The 19,163-nt window shown below is 55.0% G+C and carries 15 protein-coding genes and 1 pseudogene; 8 read left to right on the forward strand and 8 right to left on the reverse strand.

Annotation, left to right across the window (positions count from 1 at the left end; all coding sequences use genetic code 11):
- Positions 1-257 precede the first annotated feature (257 nt).
- The 3 genes from ACYQ15_RS08525 to ACYQ15_RS08535 form a co-directional block, all read right to left on the reverse strand.
- Entirely contained in the window at positions 258-998 is a 741-nt protein-coding gene (locus ACYQ15_RS08525; protein WP_459937097.1) for a Mut7-C RNAse domain-containing protein, read from the reverse strand.
- A 215-nt stretch (positions 999-1,213) separates the two neighbouring features.
- Entirely contained in the window at positions 1,214-1,771 is a 558-nt protein-coding gene (locus ACYQ15_RS08530; protein ID WP_459937098.1) for an NYN domain-containing protein, read from the reverse strand.
- 417 nt (positions 1,772-2,188) lie between these two features.
- Positions 2,189-2,416, reverse strand: coding sequence for a hypothetical protein (locus ACYQ15_RS08535; RefSeq protein ID WP_459939638.1), 228 nt, complete (start codon positions 2,414-2,416; stop codon positions 2,189-2,191).
- Here ACYQ15_RS08535 and ACYQ15_RS08540 point away from each other — a divergent pair.
- From ACYQ15_RS08540 to ACYQ15_RS08550, 3 genes are all read left to right on the forward strand, one after another.
- Positions 2,307-3,311, forward strand: a complete 1,005-nt coding sequence (locus tag ACYQ15_RS08540; RefSeq protein WP_459939558.1) for a metal ABC transporter solute-binding protein, Zn/Mn family — start codon at positions 2,307-2,309, stop codon at positions 3,309-3,311. The genes ACYQ15_RS08535 and ACYQ15_RS08540 overlap by 110 nt on opposite strands.
- Positions 3,312-3,411: 100 nt before the next feature.
- Positions 3,412-4,179 (forward strand): metal ABC transporter ATP-binding protein, encoded by a 768-nt coding sequence (locus tag ACYQ15_RS08545; RefSeq protein WP_459937099.1) that lies wholly within the window; start codon positions 3,412-3,414, stop codon positions 4,177-4,179.
- Positions 4,176-4,994, forward strand: a complete 819-nt coding sequence (locus ACYQ15_RS08550; protein WP_459937100.1) for a metal ABC transporter permease — start codon at positions 4,176-4,178, stop codon at positions 4,992-4,994. Before ACYQ15_RS08545 ends, ACYQ15_RS08550 begins: the two co-directional genes overlap by 4 nt.
- Positions 4,995-5,022: 28 nt before the next feature.
- Here the strand turns inward: ACYQ15_RS08550 and ACYQ15_RS08555 are convergent, their stop codons facing one another.
- A complete protein-coding gene (locus tag ACYQ15_RS08555; RefSeq protein ID WP_459937101.1) occupies positions 5,023-5,883 on the reverse strand; it encodes an EamA family transporter in 861 nt (286 codons plus the stop codon).
- Between the two features lie 30 nt (positions 5,884-5,913).
- Positions 5,914-7,755 carry a UbiD family decarboxylase gene (locus tag ACYQ15_RS08560; protein WP_459937102.1) on the reverse strand — a complete coding sequence of 614 codons (1,842 nt, stop codon included), beginning with the start codon at positions 7,753-7,755 and terminating at the stop codon, positions 5,914-5,916.
- A 422-nt stretch (positions 7,756-8,177) separates the two neighbouring features.
- On the opposite strand from ACYQ15_RS08560, the gene ACYQ15_RS08565 reads away from it, so the two are divergent.
- From ACYQ15_RS08565 to ACYQ15_RS08575, 3 genes and pseudogenes are all read left to right on the forward strand, one after another.
- Entirely contained in the window at positions 8,178-9,164 is a 987-nt protein-coding gene (locus ACYQ15_RS08565) for an Rpn family recombination-promoting nuclease/putative transposase (RefSeq protein WP_459937103.1), read from the forward strand.
- Positions 9,165-9,203: 39 nt separating this feature from the next.
- A pseudogene (locus ACYQ15_RS08570) lies at positions 9,204-9,698 on the forward strand (Rpn family recombination-promoting nuclease/putative transposase); the annotation flags it as partial.
- Between the two features lie 504 nt (positions 9,699-10,202).
- Positions 10,203-11,189, forward strand: coding sequence for a deoxyhypusine synthase family protein (locus tag ACYQ15_RS08575; RefSeq protein ID WP_459937104.1), 987 nt, complete (start codon positions 10,203-10,205; stop codon positions 11,187-11,189).
- Here the strand turns inward: ACYQ15_RS08575 and ACYQ15_RS08580 are convergent.
- The 3 genes from ACYQ15_RS08580 to ACYQ15_RS08590 are packed head-to-tail and all read right to left on the reverse strand — an operon-like array spanning position 11,171 to position 12,923.
- The gene (locus ACYQ15_RS08580) at positions 11,171-11,524 is read right to left on the reverse strand and encodes a P-II family nitrogen regulator (protein ID WP_459937105.1); all 354 of its coding nucleotides are present in this window, start codon (positions 11,522-11,524) and stop codon (positions 11,171-11,173) included. The genes ACYQ15_RS08575 and ACYQ15_RS08580 overlap by 19 nt on opposite strands.
- A 2-nt stretch (positions 11,525-11,526) precedes the next feature.
- On the reverse strand, positions 11,527-12,255 hold the full coding sequence (locus ACYQ15_RS08585; RefSeq protein ID WP_459937106.1) for a DUF1538 domain-containing protein: 729 nt from the start codon (positions 12,253-12,255) through the stop codon (positions 11,527-11,529).
- On the reverse strand, positions 12,252-12,923 hold the full coding sequence (locus tag ACYQ15_RS08590; RefSeq protein ID WP_459937107.1) for a DUF1538 domain-containing protein: 672 nt from the start codon (positions 12,921-12,923) through the stop codon (positions 12,252-12,254). Before ACYQ15_RS08590 ends, ACYQ15_RS08585 begins: the two co-directional genes overlap by 4 nt.
- A gap of 356 nt (positions 12,924-13,279) precedes the next feature.
- Between ACYQ15_RS08590 and ACYQ15_RS08595 the strand changes: the two genes are divergently transcribed.
- Together ACYQ15_RS08595 and ACYQ15_RS08600 are read left to right on the forward strand one after the other, a co-directional pair.
- Positions 13,280-17,185: a PAS domain S-box protein gene (locus tag ACYQ15_RS08595; protein ID WP_459937108.1), complete on the forward strand. Its 3,906-nt coding sequence runs from the start codon at positions 13,280-13,282 to the stop codon at positions 17,183-17,185.
- Positions 17,186-17,587: 402 nt separating this feature from the next.
- Entirely contained in the window at positions 17,588-19,153 is a 1,566-nt protein-coding gene (locus ACYQ15_RS08600) for a phosphatidylglycerol lysyltransferase domain-containing protein (protein WP_459937109.1), read from the forward strand.
- Positions 19,154-19,163: the final 10 nt, after the last annotated feature.

A 19,163-nucleotide genomic window follows, 5' to 3' on the forward strand; every position in this document is an offset into this window, starting at 1 on the left:
GGTCGCGGCTGGATGTTTCTAATTCGTGCCATCGCCGCAACCTTTCTTACTTGGTATCAAGAATGATGCCATTACCGAGCATCATACCCACTTGAAATCCCACTCGATATCATGAAAGCGGCAATTCAGCAGTGTCCTTTCTCGTGAATGTGATACACTTTATTAAGATACTGGAATCCCATTGAAGAGAAAGGAGCTTGGCCATTGGACCAAAAAAAGGAGAGATGAAGTGTCGTGCGGAAAACCAGAGCAATGCTTCAATCCGAAATGCCATGGGCCTTCAGATCGGCGAGCATTCTCTGATGATGGGAGCCTGCCCAGTAAATGCGCCGACAGGCAGGGCATTCGTGGAACTGTTCGTAATAGCGCCGGGTCAACGGTTCAAGGCGGTCCGCTATGTCGGCTTTGGCTCGTGGCTCAAGCCTGATGTTGCAGTGGATGCACCTCGAAAAGGCCTGTATGCGAGGGGTAAGACCAAACAGGTCAACAATTTCCTTGAGCTGCTCCCAGGGGCGATGCGCACGAACCAGCCGCCCGAAAACAATGCTGCTTCGCCGGAGCAGACGATGATCCCTGCTCAGCAGAACGCGTCCACTGCTCGCGGATTCAGCGGCTATCGCCGCATCCGTCATCCCGCGGCAATCCGCGGCATCCAACCCGATCATGCGCAACAGTTCAGCAAGGCGGTGCACGTTTTCATCGACCAGAAAGGCAAGCTTGGCCAGAGGAACAGGGCGTAAACGAGAGGCCTTGGTCACATCCCATGGAGCAGCAATCGGATAAACATCCAATTCCCCTCCCTCTTCCAAAAGTACATCAAAGCTTATTGGCTGACCATTGCGATGAATTTCACCGACTTCAGTATGCGGCGGGCCAATGGCCTCGATGACGTCCTTGACGGAAGCACGGCGGTGCAGGGGATATTCAAACTTTGCGCCCTGCCGTGAGGTGGACGCGAAATCCCTTAGGTGGCCATGAAAGGTGATCAGTACGGACATTGGGAACTGAACGCTACAGTGGCATTGCTTTTTTCACCACGAAGGGCACGAAGAGCACGAAGGGGAGCATGGAAGAGAAAAACATTGATCCCGCACTGCGCATTTTATGAAATCCAAGTTATCTGGACATGAACCTTCTTCGTGTCCTTCGTGTTCTTCGTGGTTGATAATTTTTGCTACACATTGGCTTTAATCACATAGGCATCCAAATGCATTCACTTCATCACAGCATTGAGCTTTTTGATCTTCTTGAAAACGTCGTCAAGATTATGATTCCGCCACGCCACACGTCGCAGATCCGAAGCCAGCATGTGCGGAGGGGCCGCGACTTCTGTTCGGATACCCTGGCGGCGGAGTTCCTCGACCATGGGGGCGTAATCCCCATCCGCGGCAACCAGGATCAGGAAGTCGGGGTTGAGCCGAAGACAAAGCGACAAGGTGGCAATAATCAAGCGCTGGTCATCGCTTTGCTTGTAGTACCATTCTCCCACGTCACCACTGGTTCGCTTGGCCGGAGATTCAATGACCGTCGCGCCGCTCATCTGGAGGGCATATTTTTTGCGCTCAAAATTCTGCGCCACCTGCATGAAGGATTCGGCAGAGTCATCGTCCGGGACCCTGCGTACGAGGGGAACAAGTATTTCCAGGACATCAACGTTGTTCCGCTCATCAAGGGCATGTACGAAATCATCTATGGGAAACCATTCGAAACCATATTCCTTGGCCCGCATTTCAGCGGGCAATAAATCAATACTGACAATTTTTCTGATCATGTAGTTCCTGTTTTTTGATCCATGCACGGCAATTGCATGGGGTAATGGAAATTGAAAACATGGCACCCGATCCCACTCTGAGATAGTCTGCCTTAAATGTTCAATATTTAGCGGAATGGAATACGTTCTTGCGGATGTTCAAAGTTTATTCAGAAACAAGCCCAGCGGATTTTGGCAGCAAGTCCGTTTTCGATGCCGCGGCAATCCATGTTGTTTGGAAGTCGCCAATTCATTAAGTTTACTGAAAGTTTAGATCATATCACCCCAGGAACCGGGATGCAATGTGATGATCTGTACCTGATTACTCCATCAGAATTCACGAGGAAATAGTCAAGTTCAAAAGATGTTTCTGGTAAAATTCGAGTCGATGCGGAACCATGACTTTGAATTTCATTCTTGACTCTATTCATGATCTCATTAAGCTAGCTGAAAATTCAAATGGAGGATCAACATGATGAATGGCTTGAACCCGGCAAGTATCAGAGCACGAATCGCATTTCTTCTTTTTATTTCCTTTATCTCCCTCCTCTTCTTTATGGCCGCATCACCTGCCCTGGCACAGCCTTGGAATGTCTTCGTGAGCATTGCACCACAGAAATATTTTGTGGAACGCATTGGAGGTGGCCTGGTGAACGTGTCCGTCATGGTTTCTCCCGGGGCCTCTCCCCACACGTTTGAACCGCGACCGGCCCAGATGCGGGCCCTGGCGGATGCTGAAATTTATTTTGCCATTGGCGTGGAATTCGAGAATGCCATATTGCCGAAGATCTCATCCATGCATCCAAATCTGCGGATCGTGCATACGGACCGAAATATCGAAAAAATCCCCATGATCCCGCACCACCACCATGAACATGGGCATGAGCACGAAAAGGCTCATGGGCATGCTCATGCCCACGACAAAAAGCATGATCACGGGCACAAACATGACCATGACCATAAGCATGATCACGGACATAACCATGACCATGGACACGAGCATGATCACGGACACGAGCATGATCAAGGCCATACACATGCGCACGGCGAACAGAATCACGATCATGCTCACCACGGGTTGGACACCCACATCTGGCTTTCGCCGGACCTTGTCCGCATCCAGGCAGGAGTCATCCTGGAAACCCTGAGCGCCCTCGACAGCGCCCATGCAAGCGTCTATGAAGCCAACTTCTACAGCTTCATGGAAGATCTTGATGCTCTGGATGCCGACATCAGGAGCACCCTTTCCGGAAAGGAAGGCGCCGCCTTCATGGTCTTTCACCCTGCCTGGGGTTATTTTGCCCGGCATTACGGGCTGGAACAGATTCCCGTGGAAGTCGAAGGCAAGGAACCCAGGGCCCAGGATTTGCAACATCTGATCCAGCGAGCCAAGGCGGAACAAATTCGAGTCGTTTTTGTTTCACCACAGTTTTCCACCCGCAGCGCGGAAACCATTGCTGCCGCCATTGACGGCGAGGTCATAGCCATTGATCCGTTGGCGGAAGACTGGATGACGAACATGCGCCTGGTCGCGGAAAAATTCAGGAAAGCCATGCACTGATTGGAGTAATTCTTCGTGGTCGGCCTCCCCGGATGCATGACAATCATTCATCCGGGAGTCGTTTACGAAATCTTTTTGCTGTCAAGATCGGGGTCATAGCATGCCAGCGTCTGTTGTCCATGTGCAGGATGTACATTTCGCCTATAATGGGCAACACTGCGTTTTGGAAAACGTGAACCTGGATGTTCAACAGGGAGACTTTCTGGCGGTTCTCGGTCCCAACGGCGGAGGCAAAACCACGCTGCTCAAGCTTCTCCTGGGCATCTTGTCGCCGCAAAAAGGAACCATCTCCGTGTTGGGGAGACCTCCCGGCAGCTCGCCTTCCCAGGTGGGATACGTTCCGCAAAACACCAATATTCACAACCAGTTTCCGATCACCGTGAAAGACGTGGTTCTGCTCGGTCGATTGCCGCGCCGAAATTCGAGACGCAGTTTTTGTCAGGCGGATGAACAGGCGGCCCGGCAGGCCCTGGAGCAGGTCGGCATCTGGCCGTTACGCAACAAACGCATCGGTCAGCTTTCCGGCGGGCAGCGGCAGCGGGTTTTCATTGCCAGGGCGCTGGCAAACGCCCCGGAAGTGCTGTTTCTGGATGAACCCACGGCCAGTGTGGACCGGGAGTTTCAGACGGTTTTCTACGACCTGCTCAATGAACTCAATGCCGCCATGACCATCATCGTGGTCAGCCACGACCTGTCCATTCTTTCCAGCTACGCCAAATCCGTGGCCTGCGTGAACAAGGCTCTTTTCTATCACGATCAGGCCGAATTCACCCAGAACATGCTCGAGGCCACCTACCATTGCCCGGTTGAACTTGTCGTCCACGGCGCGTTTCCCCACCGCGTTCTCAAGGAACACAACTGTTCATGATCTTCGATTTCCTGCAATTCGAATTCATGCGCAACGCCCTGCTGGCCTGCCTCTTGATCAGCATCAGTTGCGGGATCATGGGGACGCTGGTGGTGGTCAACCGGTTGGTTTTTCTCTCCGGAGGCATTGCCCACGCCTCCTATGGCGGAGTCGGCGCGGCCATGTATCTGGGAGGTTCGCCTTACTTCGGCGCGGCCATCTTCGCTCTACTGGCCTCCGGGATCATGGGCGCGGTCAGCCTTAAATCCAAGCATCGCAGCGATACGGTGATCGGCGTGATCTGGGCCGTGGGGATGGCCACGGGAATTATCCTGGTGGACATCACGCCGGGCTACAACGTTGATTTGATGAGCTATTTGTTCGGCAGCATCCTCCTGGTCCCCCGGGAGAGTCTCTGGCTGATGGCCGGTCTGAATCTGGCTGTGCTGGGGTGGATCTGGTTTTTCTATTCGGACATGCTGGCCATGTCCTACGATGAGGAATACGCCCAGGTCATGGGCTCGCCTGTACGGGTGCTGTATTTTACCCTGCTGGCCTTGACCGCCTTGACCGTAGTCGTGGTCATCCAGGCCGTGGGGTTGATCCTGGTCATCGCCCTGCTGACCATTCCGGCGGTGATCGCTGAAGGCTTCTCCCGGTCCCTGGGCACGATGATGGCGTGGTCCGTACTCTTCAGCGCCGTGTTCTGCATCTTCGGCCTGCTCCTGGCCTACTATTTGAATCTGACGGCCGGCGCTTCCATCGTCATGGTTGCCGCGGCGGTCTTTTTTCTTTCCAAAACCCTCCAATGGGTACTTGGACGGCGAATTCCGTAAGCTCCCACCCTGCCCCCATCCAGTTCGCTCATCCGCGCACCAGGATGATCGCCCCTACTGCAAGAACCAGGGCCGCGACCCGATTCCGCGTCATTTTCTCTCGAAATATCAACACGGACAACACCACGGCCACCAGAAAATGCATCCCGTTCACGGCCGCCACGATGGCCAGAGGCCCCAGAGCCAAGGCCTTGAGAAAGAAGTAGAAACCAGCCAGATTGAGCAGCCCCATGGCCAGCCCGATACCCACGGCCCCTTTCTTTGACCCGAGATCCGGAGCCGGCGCGAACATGCGCGGAGCAAGAACCAGGGTGAACAGGGTCGAGAAAATGTAGGACAAGGCGATGAAGGCCAGCAAATCCGTACCGTCGGCCGCATACTTGGAACTGATGGCGGAGAGGGCTCCGGCCACCATGGCCAGAACAACCAGCAGCATTCCCCTGGCCCGGGTGTTGGCTCCACCCTCCGAGGCGCTGTCACGGCTGAGTATCCAGATCACGGCAAAGGACAGCACCACTCCCACCGCCTGAAGCGGTTGGAGGCGTTCCTGAAGCAGCACGACGGCGAAAAGAACCACCAGAATGATGTTCATCCGGATCAGCGGATAGGCCACGGTGGCGGGCATGTATTTCAAGGCCTGGATATGGGCCAGTGTGGCGCCGACAAATGTAAGGCTGTTGGCCAGCGAGATGAAGACCAGAAAGCCCAGACTCGGGATGGCGGGAGGATTCAGGACAAGCAGTCCACAACTGAGCACGGCCACTGTGACCATGAAGCAGAACGTGGTCAGAAACGTTCCGCAATTCCAGGCCGCCGCAACCTTGTACAGAAAGCGCTGCCCTCCGAGAAGCAGAAGAGCCAGAAGGGAATAAGCGTACCAGGCTTCCATGGGCAGTGGTCCCCAGATATCGCGAGCAGCCTAAATCACTCTGTACAGCGGACCGCCCCTGGCTGCGAGTTGATCCACCCGTTTCTCGACTTCCGGGTCCGGCTCCAGCGCCGGAGCGTGATGCGGCTTGCTCCTCGCGTCGATGACCAGAGGGCCGTAACAGCCCCAGTGCTTGCAGATCGTGGTCGCGCCCACGCCGTAGATGTCGCATCCAGGATCCGACCGGGTGAAGCAGACCCACAGGAAGTTGTTCAGACTGGCAGCGGTGAACGCGCTGTCGTCCACCACCAGGATCAGCGGCCATTCCTGGAATTGGCCGGAGTCCCGCAGTTCCCGACAAAAATCCTCCATGCGAGGGTCCTGGGCATGGCGGGAGCGTTCGCATTGCGGTCCCTGAACGGCCAGTACGCCGGGGAGGCAGACTTGAGGAGACTTGAATCCCTCGGGCAGGCGCATGTCCCTGGGCAGTGTCGTGGGCAGGGTTCGTCGCGGCGGCCCAGCCGCGGCAATGACGACCTTGGAGCCCTCGTTCAGCCCCAGGCCAGTGTAGTCAAGAGTATCCACCGTGGTTCGGGTCTGGAAGTGCAGGTCCCTGGTCCAGTCGACCCGTTGCAGAACATGGTGGAAAAACGCGGCGATATCGTGAATGTCCAGGGACGGGTCGTCGCCGCTGTTCGCGATGAGCAGGAACTTGGCCAGGGAAAGCTGGCCCTGCCCCAGGATGGCGTTGGCCTGGGTCAACAGTTCCCGGGGCGCTTTTTCGGGATCATAGGGCACGTAGCGCTCGCTGCCTAAAGCCAAAAGCAGGGGGTGCACGCCGGCGGCGTCCACGGCATGGATGGCCCGAACCCCGGGCAGGACTGTGGGAATGGCCTCCCCGGTCAGCTCGTGGATCAGCGCGCCGAAAGAGGTATCCTCCTGGGGCGGACGGCCCACCGTGGTGAAGGGCCAGACAGCATCCGGACGGTGGTATACCCGGTCCACCCTGAGCACGGGAAAGTCATGCTCCAGGCTGTAGTAGCCAAGATGATCGCCAAAAGGCCCCTCGGGCAGGGTTTTGGCATCATCGATCACGCCGGAGATGCAGAAATCCGCATGAGCCGGCATCGCGAGACCATTGGCCGCGGCTACCATCTCCACCCTGTGCCCGCCGAGCATTCCGGCAAAACTGACTTCCGGCATGCCCTCGGGCAACGGCATCACCGCGGCCAGAGTCATGGCTGGAGGTCCTCCAACAAAGACATTCACCCGCAACGGCTGCCGTCGCTCCAAAGCCTGGGCATGGTGCACGGCGATACCCCGATGAATCTGATAATGCAGCCCGACCTCCCGGTTCGGCGCATATTGCCCCCCGCTGAACTGGACCCGGTACATGCCCAGATTGGAATGCATCCAGCCCGGACTGGCCGGACTTTCGGAATAGACCTGGGGCAGGGTCACGAAGGCCCCGCCGTCCCTGGGCCAGGAAACCTGCCGGGGCAGATCGGTCAGGTCACAGGTTGCGGCCAGGATCGGCCCGTTTTTCACGAACTTCGGGCGGGCGTTCCAAAGGGTCCGAATCAGGCCCAAATTCTTCCAGGGCGCACGCATGGCCGCACCGGGATCAACCTTCATCCGGACCAGCTTTTCCAGAGCCGGCAAGGTATCCCGGAACAGATACCTGGCCCGGTCCAGGGTGCCGAATAGATTGCCCAGCACGGGGAACCGGCTCCCCTTGACCCTGGTGAACAGCAAGGCAGGCCCCCCGGCCTGGTAAACCCGCCGCTGGATCACCCCGGCCTCCAGATACGGATCCACCTCCACATCCAGCCGGATCAACCGCCCGGCAGCCTCAAGATCACGAATGCATTCCTGTAGATTTCTGTATCCCATGGCGCTCTTGTACCCGACGAAATGCCCATCGTCCAGAAGTGTCCAACCCCTCTAAGCCAATTGAAAAAAGCACCTTGATTCATCATGCGTATCGCGTTATCGATTTGAGTGAGACTCATTGCAGTTTCTCCGTGGTATTTTCCGCCCAGTACAGCAACCTTAACAAAGAGCTTGGTGCAAAAAGTGATTTTCACCAAGCAGTGGTCAGTGATCAGTGGTTAGCGGCCTGAAAAATCAACAGGTTGTCGGAAGCTCACATGGTTGTGGATTCAGTCCTCGGATTTTTTTGCGGTTGCCTTATCAAAGAGCCTTGTGAAGGGCCTCGTATCCGCCGTCCGCTGGAACGACTTCAGAACCGGAACCCTGTCCAGGTATGCAGCGAAAACCCCTCTTGGCCTGAACTGAATGAGAAGGGAGGATGCATGAATTCCGAACACGATGAAATGCCAGGCTCCGACCTTGGCGACTTGAATCCCAACTTGCCCCTGATGCAGCCGAAGGTCGATTTTGTATTCAAGCTGATCTTCGGCGATCCCCGGCACAAGGAAAACACCATCGCTCTGCTCAGCGCCATCCTGGGCCTGCCCAAGGAGGAACTAGCCGACCTGGAAATCATCAACTCGGAATTGTTTCGGGAGTTCAAGGAGGACAAGAAGGGCGTGCTGGATGTCCGGATTCAGCTCCGGGACGGCCGCCAGATCGACGTGGAGGTCCAGATTCTGCCCACCGGCCCCATGCCGGAGCGAACCCTTTTCTATTGGGCCAAGATGTACGCCGGGCAGATCAAGGCCGGAGACTCCTACCACAAGCTGCGAAAATGCATTACTATCAATATCGTGGATTTTCATTGCACTCCGGATCAGCGCCTGCACTCCTCCTTTCACCTTACCGAAGACACCACCGGGCACCGCCTGACCGACGTACTGGAGGTGCATTTCCTGGAGCTGCCCAGGCTGCGGGAAGCCATCGCGACCGGAGAAACGGAGCATCCCCTGGTGCAATGGATGCTGTTCATTGACTGCGAATCACAGGAGGTCATTGAAATGCTCGCTCATGACAACAAGGACATCCGCCAAGCCTATACCCTCCTGCAAGTCATCTCCCAGGACAAGCTCAAACGCATGGCCTACGAATCTCGTCAAGCCGAAATCATGGACCAGCGGTCCAGGATGATTTCAGCGGAGATGAAAGGCAGGGAAGAAGGCAAAGTGGAAGGCAGAGAGGAAGGCCGGAAGGAAGGCAAGGAGGAAGGCAGGATGGAAGGCCGGAAGGAAGGCAGACAGGAAGGCAGACAAGAGGTGGTCAGGTCCATGCTCACTCGAGGCATGTCCATCGACGAGGTGGCGGAAATCGCTGGAATGAGCAGGGAACAGATTGCTGCCTTGCAAGGTGAGATTCAGGTTGAATAACCAGCGCCTGCACTCCCCTTTCTCCTCTTTCTCCTCGTCGAAGACACCACCAAGCACCGCCTGACCGACGTACTCGAGGTGCATTTCCTGGAGCTGCCCAGGCTGCGGGAAGCCATCGCGACCGGAGAAACGGAGCATCCCCTGGTGCAGTGGATGCTGTTCATTGACTGCGAATCACAGGAGGTCATTGAAATGCTCGCTCATGACAACAAGGACATTCGCCAAGCCTATACCCTCCTGCAAGTCATCTCCCAGGACAAGCTCAAACGCATGGCCTACGAAGCCCGGCAAGCCGAAATCATGGACCAGCGTTCCAGGATGATTTCGGCGGAGATGAAAGGCAGGGAAGAAGGCAAAGTGGAAGGCAGAGAGGAAGGCCGGAAGGAAGGCCGGAAGGAAGGCAGACAGGAAGGCAGACAAGAGGTGGTCAGGTCCATGCTCACTCGAGGCATGTCCATCGACGAGGTGGCGGAAATCGCTGGAATGAGCAGGGAACAGATTGCTGCCTTGCAAGGTGAGATTCAGGTTGAATAACCAGCGCCTGCACTCCTCTTTCTCCTCGTCGAAGACACCACCAAGCACCGCCTGACCGACGTACTGGAGGTGCATTTCCTGGAGCTGCCCAGGCTGCGGGAAGCCATCGCGACCGGATTCACCGGCAATTACATTTGGAATAGATCAAACGATCTTCGCCCAAACATCTGTTTTATCCCTATGTAACTACTCAGTAAATGTAATGCGACCTGCCTCCGACAATCGGGGTCGGTGTCGGGGTTGGAATCGATTCGAAAAGTTGAGCAGACCTACGCATGGCTCTACCCGTGATCCCGATACCGACGCCGACTGCGATACCATGGTCCTCAGGGCAGTAGCATGCCGAATAGTTACATCCCTCAAATATCCCCCCGCAGTCCAGCTTGCAGGATGCGATCTTGCCGGAAAGCTGGGCTCGTAAATTTGACGGAATCAGCGGCTCAGGGTATCCAAAAAGGTTGGGCAATAAAAATCTGACTGATCAATTCAAGGAGAAATTATATCATGTGTCCGATGCAACTCGGTCCAGTAGGATCGTTCATCAACCATCATTATCGTCATTTCAACGCAGCCGCCCTGGTTGACGCAGCCAAGGCGTACAATAACTTTCTGGCCGGAGGCGGGAAGATGATGATCACCCTGGCCGGGGCCATGAGCACGGCTGAACTGGGGTTGTCCCTGGCCGAGATGATCCGCCGGGACAAGGTTCATCTCATCGTCTGCACCGGGGCCAATATGGAGGAGGACATCTTCAACCTGGTGGCCCATGATTATTATGAGCGGGTGCCGCATTACCGCGACCTGACGCCCCAGGACGAGGCGGAATTGTTGGCAAGGCATATGAACCGCGTGACCGACACCTGCATCCCGGAAATGGAGGCCATGCGGCGCATCGAAAAGGCCATGCTGGAGGTCTGGACTGCCGCGGACGCCAAGGGCGAGCGCTATTTTCCCCATGAGTTCTTCCGCCAGATCCTGGCCAGCGGCGCTCTGGCTTCTTCCTATCAGATCGATCCCAAGGATTCCTGGATGGTGGCGGCTCTGGAAAAGAACGTGCCCATGGTGGTTCCCGGGTGGGAGGACTCCACCCTGGGCAACATGTACTCGGCCGCGGTTTTGCGCGGAGACGTCAAGAACGTCCATACCGTGCGCACAGGGATCGAATACATGACCTGGATGGCTGATCATTACATCCAGACCACGAAATCAAACCATCTGGGAATGTTTCAGATCGGCGGCGGCATTGCCGGCGACTTTCCCATCTGTGTGGTCCCCATGCTCCACCAGGACATGGAGATGACCGAAGTGCCGTTGTGGGGATATTTTTGTCAGATCAGCGACAGCACGACCAGTTACGGTTCCTATTCGGGGGCTATTCCCAATGAAAAAATCACCTGGGGCAAATTGGGCGTGGATACGCCGAAATTCGTCATCGAATCCGACGCCACCATCGTCGCCCCGCTGATTTTCGCTTACGTATTGGGCTGGTGATCCGGCTCCAGCAAGCACATGTGACAAATCCCGGCGACCTTTTTCAGCTCAACCACAAAGGAAATGCCGGCGCCGGGTTTGTCCAGTTTTCCCGCCTTCATCACGGCCTTCAGCACCGTGTCGGTTATCTCCTGCGGCACGATGGTGAAGATGATGTCCTTCTCCGGTTCAATGGGGATCCCCCAGAACTTTTTGTTTTCCCGAATCCCGGTTCCCCGCCCCGGGATGATCGTGCCGCCTTCGGCTCCTGCTTCCTTGGATGCCGCAATAATCACATCGCTGTGAGCCTTGTTGACGATAGTGACAATGAGGTCAAAAGGGATACCCACTTCCATGGTCAACTCCTGTTTTTGATGAACGTCACAACCATGCCCAGAATCATGACCGAAAGAATCGGCGCCATGGCTACCAGCGCGATCAAGCCGAAGCCGTCCAGAATCGCATCCCGGCCGTCTATGGCCGAGGCAATGCCCAGGGCCACGGCCAAGACAAAAGTGACGGTCATCGGTCCGGTAGCCACGCCTCCGGCGTCAAAGGCAATGGCCACGAAGGTTCCGTCGCAAAAACGCATCAGCAGCAGGGCCAGCAGATACCCTGGCAAAATGATGTAGTAAATCGGCACGCCATAGATGATCCTGGCCATGCCCAGGGCCACGAACAGCGCCACGCCCAGGGAAAGGGTGATCATGATCACTTCTTTGCGAATGCTGCCGGCAGACGCCTTCTCCACCTCATGACTCAAAATGCGCACAGCCGGCTCAGCCACGGTCGCCACCAGTCCGAGAAGGAATCCGATGGGCATGAGCAGCCATTTGTGGTCCATGCTGCCCAATATTTCCCCCATTTGCGTGCCCACGGGCATGAAGCCCACCTGAACGCCCTGCAGAAACAAGGCCAGCCCCAACATGGTCAGGACCAGCCCCTTGACCATGTTGAACACATATTTCCTGGGCAGTTTGAGATAGAATACCTGGAAAAAAATGAAAAACCCAACCAAAGGCGTCATGGCCTGCAGGACTTCCCAACTGACATGGCCGAAATGCAGAAAATCCAGTAGTTCTCTCATCCGTAAATCATCCCCAGAAGCATCACGCCGATCACCGGCCCGATGGACGCCAAACCAACCAGCCCGAAGCCATCTGAAAAGGAGGAGCGACCGCCCATGACCGCCACGGTGCCAAGTCCCAAAGCCAGAATAAAGGGCACGGTCACCGGACCGGTGGTCACGCCGCCGGCGTCAAAGGCAATGGGCACGAAGGAGGGGGGCGTGACGAAGGAGAGTGCGATAATCAGCAGGTATCCCCCGCCCAGCAGCCACTGAATGGGTATCTTGAGCACGATGCGCATCATGGCCATGGCCACAAAGACCGCCACCCCCAAAGCTACGGAGAAGATCAAAATATTGCTGCCCACCATGCCGTCGGAAACGAAATCCACCTGATGCGCCAGGATCCGTACGTCCGGTTCGGCCACGGTCACGGCGAAACCGAGCAGAAATGCAAAAAAGAGCAGGAAGATCATCGAGCCGTGTTTCGGCAGCTCCGATCCCACGGCTTCCCCCATGGGCAGCAGGCCGATCTTGACGCCTTGCAGAAACAGCAGCAGTCCGACCAGTACCATGAACGCACCGATCAGGAACCGGGCAAAATCCAGCCACGGCATGCCGACCAGAAAGATCTGGAGCAGAACAACCACCACGGTAATAGGCAGAACCGCCTGGCCCACTTCCTTCATGTTTTCCTTCCAATCCGGGTGCAATATTTCCTCCTTCGGTATCTATCAGCAAATTTCCATCACCAAATAAGCTGGCATATTATGCGAAATCCACCAAAGAACGACAATCTCTTGTGATAAAGAGAATTCAATACTATGCACTGAAAGCACACCAAATTAAACGTAACAAAAATCATGCTGAATTCCAACGGCATTTATTGCTCTTGGGGCACGCACCGAATCGAAATCAACAACCAGGACCCTCTTCGTAAGCATACCGCATCCTGATCCAGATAATCATGAGGTCGGGATCTGTCATGATAGGGAAAATTATGAGCAACGGTGGAAATGAGGGGAACGACCAAAGGGATCGGAACATGAGCCCCCCCCCTGACGACTACCAACGTCTGGTGCAGGAGTTACGGATCTATCAAGCCGAGCTGGAGTCGCAAAACGAGGAATTGCGCCGGACACAGCTGGAACTGGAACGCTCCCGCACGGAGTACTTCCGGCTCTTCGAATTTGCGCCTGTTGGGTATGTCGTCATCTCTGAAAACGGCAAGATTCAAAACGCCAATCTTACCGCGGCCAACCTTCTCGGAATGGACCGGCAGACCCTGCTCCGGCAGTCATTTTTTCGGTTTGTCATAGAGCCGGACCAGCACCTTTTCCATACCCACCACAAGCGCCTGTTCACCGCTCGCACCCCGCAAACATTCGAGCTGCGGCTGCAACGACTCGACGGGTCAATTTTCTGGGCTCATCTGGACACCGCCCCGTCCGAAGACGAAAAGTCCAAAGATCAACTCTGCCGGGCCACGATCACGGACATTTCTGAACGGAAGCAGATCGAGGATGCCATGCTGGAGCAAAAGCGCCTGGCCGAAGAACGCGGAGAGCAATGGCAGCGCACCTTCGACACCGTACCGGACATGATCGCTTTGATCGACAAGGAACATCGCATTCTGCGAGCCAACAAAGCCATGGCCGAACGGCTGAACTTTTCCCAGAACGATATGACAGGGAAGTTTTGCTATGAAGTGTTTCACGGTCTTTCCGCCCCGCCGGACTTTTGCCCTCATTCCAGGATGCTGCGCAGCCGCACGGCAAAACATGCTGAGATCGAGGAAACACTGCTGAATGGACATTTTGAGGTCACAACCACTCCGTTGCACTCCGCTGATGGAAACATGATCGGCAGCGTCCACGTGGTGCGGGACGTCACGGAGAAAAAAAAGGCCGCACAATATGTCGAGCGCAGCGAAAAAAAGTTCCGTCTGCTCTTTGAACAAAACAAGGATGCCATCTTATGGGCCGATACCAATGGTGATCTCATTCAGTGCAATTCCGCGGCTGAGGCTCTTTTCGAGCGTACCCGCGAAGAACTGCTGCAACTGAACCAGATCGAGCTGCATCCGGCGCAAAAAAGGGAATATTACCGGCAACTGTTCCGCAGCAGCATCTCCAGTCAAAAGCAATTGAACGTCCCTGTCCAGATTGTGACCAAATCGGGCAAAATCAGAGACATTGAACTGATGTCCACGGTCATCAATCTGGACGGCCAGGAGATCAACCAGGGAATTTTCGTGGACGTCACCGAGCGGAAGATCGCTCAGGAAGAGTTGCAGTACCGTCTGCAACTGCAGCGCCTGCTCATGGACATGTCCCTGGTTTTTTTGACCGCTCCCGTGGACTACCTTGACCATGCCGTTCGCGAAACATTGATGCAAACCGGGGAATTCACCCGGGCTGACAGGGCCAGTCTGTTCATTTACGATTTCAATCATCAGGTGATGCGCAACACCCATGAATGGTGCGCTCCAGGAATCACGCCCCAGATCAGCATGCTGCAATACGTCCCCTTTGCGGTGAACCCGCAAATGATCACGGTACACAAGGAAGGCCGCCCGTACCATGTCACGCGGGTCGTCGACCTGCCGACGGGTGATCCGTTCCGCAACCATCTGGCCGGGCAAGGGATTCAGTCCTTCATTGCCGTGCCGCTCAAGGATCACCAAAATTGCTATGGCTTCATCAGTTTTGCAGCCGTCGAAGTTCCCAGGGAGTGGACTGTCGCCGAAGCCGACCTTTTCCTGCTTCTGGCAGAATTACTGCTCAATGCCATGCACCGGCAACAGCGGGAAGGAGAGTTGAACCATGCCCGCAAGCTGGCCGAGCAGGCAACACTGGCCAAGAGTCATTTTCTCGCCAATATGAGCCATGAGATCCGTACCCCGATGAATGGCGTGATCGGTATGACCGGCCTCTTGCTGGATACGGAACTGACTCCGGAACAACGCGACTTTGTCGAGGTGATCCGTTCCAGTGGCGATGCCCTGCTCACGTTGATCAACGACATCCTTGATTTTTCCAAGATCGAAGCCGACAAGCTCGACCTGGAGGACCTGGATTTCGACCTGCGCGCCACGGTCGAGGACACAGCGCAGATGCTGGCCCACCAGGCTCATTCAAAAGGTCTGGAGCTGATTTGCCGCATCGACCCGCGAATTCAGACTATGGTTCGGGGCGATCCGGGCAGACTCCGTCAGATTCTGCTCAATTTGGCCGGAAATGCAATCAAGTTCACCGCCCAGGGGGAAGTTGTCCTGGATGTGAGCCAGGCCGGGATGAAAAATGGTCGCCATATTGTGCGCTTCGAAGTTCGGGATACGGGGATCGGAATTTCCGAGGACAAACTGGATCAACTATTCCTTCCGTTTCACCAGTTGGATTCATCCATCACGCGTCAATTCGGCGGCACAGGTCTGGGACTGGCCATTTCCAAACGTCTGGTCACCATGATGGGCGGAGAAATCGGGGCGACCAGCACTCCAGGAGCGGGCTCCGTCTTCTGGTTCACGCTGTCCCTGGGCAAAGGTCCAAACAAGCCGGCCACGCTCCCGGTGGACGACGACTTCCACGAAAACATCCGCAATGCCCGCATTCTTTGCGTGGACGACAATCCCACAAACAGATTGATCCTGTCCGAACAACTGGAGCGCTGGCATGTTCGCCATGAACAAGCCTCTTCCGCGATGGAGGCACTGGAAATGCTGCGGAGCGCCAAGGCAGAGGGAGATCCTTTCCAGATCATGCTCACCGACATGCAGATGCCCCAGATGGATGGGGAAACTTTGGGCCGCATGATCAAGGCGGATCCGGAACTGCAGGACCTGAACATGGTCATGCTCACATCCCTGGGGCAGCGTGGAGATGCCAAACGACTCCAAGACATTGGTTTCGCGGCATACCTGCAAAAACCTCTCAGACAATCTCAACTTCTGGACTGCCTGGCCATGATCTTCAATTCATTGGAGCCGACGAATTACGGCAAGGCCCCTGAAGCGCCCGAGAATAGCTTCCATGTTTCTCCCTTGATTACCCGCCATACGCTTAACGAAGAACGCCAGCGCAAGTCACGTATCCTGCTGGTTGAGGACAATCAGGTGAATCAGCTTGTTGCCGTGAAGCTATTGGAGAAAATGAACTATCGTGTCGATACCGCCTCCGACGGCCGGGAAGCCCTGAAAGCCCTCAAACTCGCTCCATACGACCTGGTGCTCATGGACATCCAGATGCCTGTCATGGATGGATTGGAGACCACGCAAGAGATCAGGAGGATGGAGGCTGAACCCGGACATCCGATTTCGGAGCGCACACATCAAACGGCCAAGGCTGGAGTTAAGGCAAGGATTCCCATCATCGCGTTGACCGCCAGAACCATGCACGGAGACAAGGAAGAATTTTTGGCCGCGGGAATGGATGATTATCTGGCCAAACCCGTCGATCCTGGACAGCTGGAGGACAAAGTGTCCAGGTGGCTGCATCATGGCCATTGCGATGATGCAGTTGCAGCCGGATCCTCCGGCTGCAAGCCGGACGGCAAGCTCACGGCTCCGAAACTGCTGGAGAATATGCAACACGAACAAGCCGTATCCACCATTTTCGACCGAGAGGGCCTGCTGCGTCGATTGATGGGAGACGAGGAAATGGTTTTCTCCATCATGGACATGTTCTTGAAGACCGCGGCTGAAAGAATTACCGAACTCAACATCATATTTGAGAAGAACGACATGCCGGCCATCTGGACCGCGGCCCACGCCATCAAAGGATCAGCCTTGAATGCCGGATTCGCGGCCATTGCCGAACTCGGAGCACGTCTGGAACAGGCGGCCGAAAAGCAGGACGTCGCGCACATCTCTAACCTGTTGATTGAATTGGAACGCCAATACGCCCTGGCACAGCAGGTCCGCCGCCAAGCGAGAGATGAGACCCGTCAATAACTGCTGCGCAAGTCATGTCCTGACACTGGACATCAAATAGTGGTTTGGTTAATCATTGCAGTATAAAAGTTGATCAAGCCCTGCATTCATTCCGTTTATACTTTGTAACGATTATGACGCTGAGGACCTGAAACGTTCGCCATCGACGAACGCGACATTACGAGCAACTTGTATCCCAACGTATCCATTCAGCAGAGAGACCGGCTCGTCTTGGTTTGCGATCGCCATACATGAAGGAACTCTCCTGATCACTCCACTCAACATTCTTTTCCCAGCGCCGCCTTGCTGGATCAGGCTGCAGCAATCGAGGTTCCATCTTGCCTTTATCATCCTCCTGTGAAGCCAACCTCTCCTTGCGCCAGCGCCGGTTTCTGGATTTGACCCGCCAAGGCAAGTCCCCTGATGCCAATGCACCCAGCTGACTTGACCAATCCGTTACTGAACGACCTCCGCCCGCTGCAACTGACCGATCAAGGGCGATTCAAGAAGGCCATGACGGAGGGTGAGCAGCAGGGATGGCATTTGTATTTTCCCTTTCTTCTCTTTATCCGTCTTGGCTCCCAAACCACACGCCTTGTTTGGGAAGAAGTTGATGGCTCTATCTGTCTTTTCAAGCACCAGTATGGAGGCAAAAAACGCTTGGACATGATGTTTCCTCCGACTCCCTACCAGGAAAATGCCATGCGCCACGCCCTGGAGCGGGTCAATGACTTCAACAATTCCCACTCGTGCTGGATACATTTCATCGACGACAAGGACATGTCTCAGGTTCAGGCGCTGAAAACTTTCCAACTGACCAAACGCAATCCCCAATATCTCTTTTCGCCTCAAGAACTTTCCGATTTAAGCGGCTCAAGATTCAGCAACCTTCGACGGTACATCAATAACGCAAAACGATACTCGGACATTCAAATCCAGCCTTTCGGGCCGGAGCATGCCGCGCAGTGTCGTCAGCTCCTGGCTTCCTGGGAAACGATAAAAGAGAACAAGAGACGCTTTCTGGAACATCAACGCCGCTATGCCCTGAACACGTTTCATTTCGCCCCGCAAATGAACGACCAAGACCTGCACGGACATGTATTTATTATCAACGACACCGTCCGAGCTTTTACCTTTGGAGGCGAAATCCGTCCGGGCATTGGATGCCTGCTGCTGTCCATCGCCGATCCCGAGGCCGCTCACCTCAGTTATCTGAGCCGCCGGCATTTTTTTGCCGGGATGCAAGGATGCCAAGTGGTTAATGACGGCACAGACGGCGGAACACCGGGTCAAAAAGTGATGAAGCAGCGTTTTCGCCCTTGCGGCTTTCATACGGTCTTCATGGCGCAACAGGTTTCCAGGTTGCCAGGATTCACTTCTTCGCATCGCCAAAAGTCAAACTCAACTCCCGTGCCGGGGTCAATGGAAATGCAACACGATAAAACTCTCCCCTCGCCTGAAACTGAAACCGCAAATGCGGACCCAACGCAAGCACCTTTAAAAGCCGGCAATTATCCATCCAGGACAAGTGCGAAACCCTATCCGCCGGCGCGTTACGAGCTCCGACCATCGACATTTGTATCTGGTCAGGTCGGGCTTTTTACCTTGAGACCTTTCACGACCGATGAAATCGTTGTGCCGCATACATATTTCGACGAAAGCCGTTTGATAACATGGGAAGAGATGGAGAATCTGGACGAAGCAACGCGTTTCAAGATCTTTCAATACTGCTATAAAACCAAAAAAGGATTTTATGCGCCGAAAGACATCAACGCCATTGGAATCAGTTACTTCGTCAACCATAGCTGTGATCCGAATCTCGATTTCGATGCAAAAGGAAACTACATATCCCTACGTAATATTCCCGTGGGAGAAGAATTGACCGCGGATTTGGAAAAGTGCATGAAAAAAAAGAACATGAAAACATTCAGTCTTGAATTCCTCTGTTCTTGCAATACGGCGCAATGCAGAAAGGTTATTCGGATATGACGGACATTCT

Source organism: Desulfonatronum parangueonense (genome assembly GCF_054656975.1).

Excerpts from the sequence above, each read along its gene's own strand:
- ACYQ15_RS08525 (WP_459937097.1), bottom strand. The coding sequence starts at position 998 with ATGTCCGTACTGATCACCTTTCATGGCCACCTAAGGGATTTCGCGTCC.
- ACYQ15_RS08530 (WP_459937098.1), bottom strand. The coding sequence starts at position 1,771 with ATGATCAGAAAAATTGTCAGTATTGATTTATTGCCCGCTGAAATGCGG.
- ACYQ15_RS08540 (WP_459939558.1), top strand. The coding sequence starts at position 2,307 with ATGGCCGCATCACCTGCCCTGGCACAGCCTTGGAATGTCTTCGTGAGC.
- ACYQ15_RS08535 (WP_459939638.1), bottom strand. The coding sequence starts at position 2,416 with ATGACGGACACGTTCACCAGGCCACCTCCAATGCGTTCCACAAAATAT.
- ACYQ15_RS08545 (WP_459937099.1), top strand. The coding sequence starts at position 3,412 with ATGCCAGCGTCTGTTGTCCATGTGCAGGATGTACATTTCGCCTATAAT.
- ACYQ15_RS08550 (WP_459937100.1), top strand. The coding sequence starts at position 4,176 with ATGATCTTCGATTTCCTGCAATTCGAATTCATGCGCAACGCCCTGCTG.
- ACYQ15_RS08555 (WP_459937101.1), bottom strand. The coding sequence starts at position 5,883 with ATGGAAGCCTGGTACGCTTATTCCCTTCTGGCTCTTCTGCTTCTCGGA.
- ACYQ15_RS08560 (WP_459937102.1), bottom strand. The coding sequence starts at position 7,755 with ATGGGATACAGAAATCTACAGGAATGCATTCGTGATCTTGAGGCTGCC.
- ACYQ15_RS08565 (WP_459937103.1), top strand. The coding sequence starts at position 8,178 with ATGAATTCCGAACACGATGAAATGCCAGGCTCCGACCTTGGCGACTTG.
- ACYQ15_RS08575 (WP_459937104.1), top strand. The coding sequence starts at position 10,203 with ATGTGTCCGATGCAACTCGGTCCAGTAGGATCGTTCATCAACCATCAT.
- ACYQ15_RS08580 (WP_459937105.1), bottom strand. The coding sequence starts at position 11,524 with ATGGAAGTGGGTATCCCTTTTGACCTCATTGTCACTATCGTCAACAAG.
- ACYQ15_RS08585 (WP_459937106.1), bottom strand. The coding sequence starts at position 12,255 with ATGAGAGAACTACTGGATTTTCTGCATTTCGGCCATGTCAGTTGGGAA.
- ACYQ15_RS08590 (WP_459937107.1), bottom strand. The coding sequence starts at position 12,923 with ATGAAGGAAGTGGGCCAGGCGGTTCTGCCTATTACCGTGGTGGTTGTT.
- ACYQ15_RS08595 (WP_459937108.1), top strand. The coding sequence starts at position 13,280 with ATGAGCCCCCCCCCTGACGACTACCAACGTCTGGTGCAGGAGTTACGG.
- ACYQ15_RS08600 (WP_459937109.1), top strand. The coding sequence starts at position 17,588 with ATGCCAATGCACCCAGCTGACTTGACCAATCCGTTACTGAACGACCTC.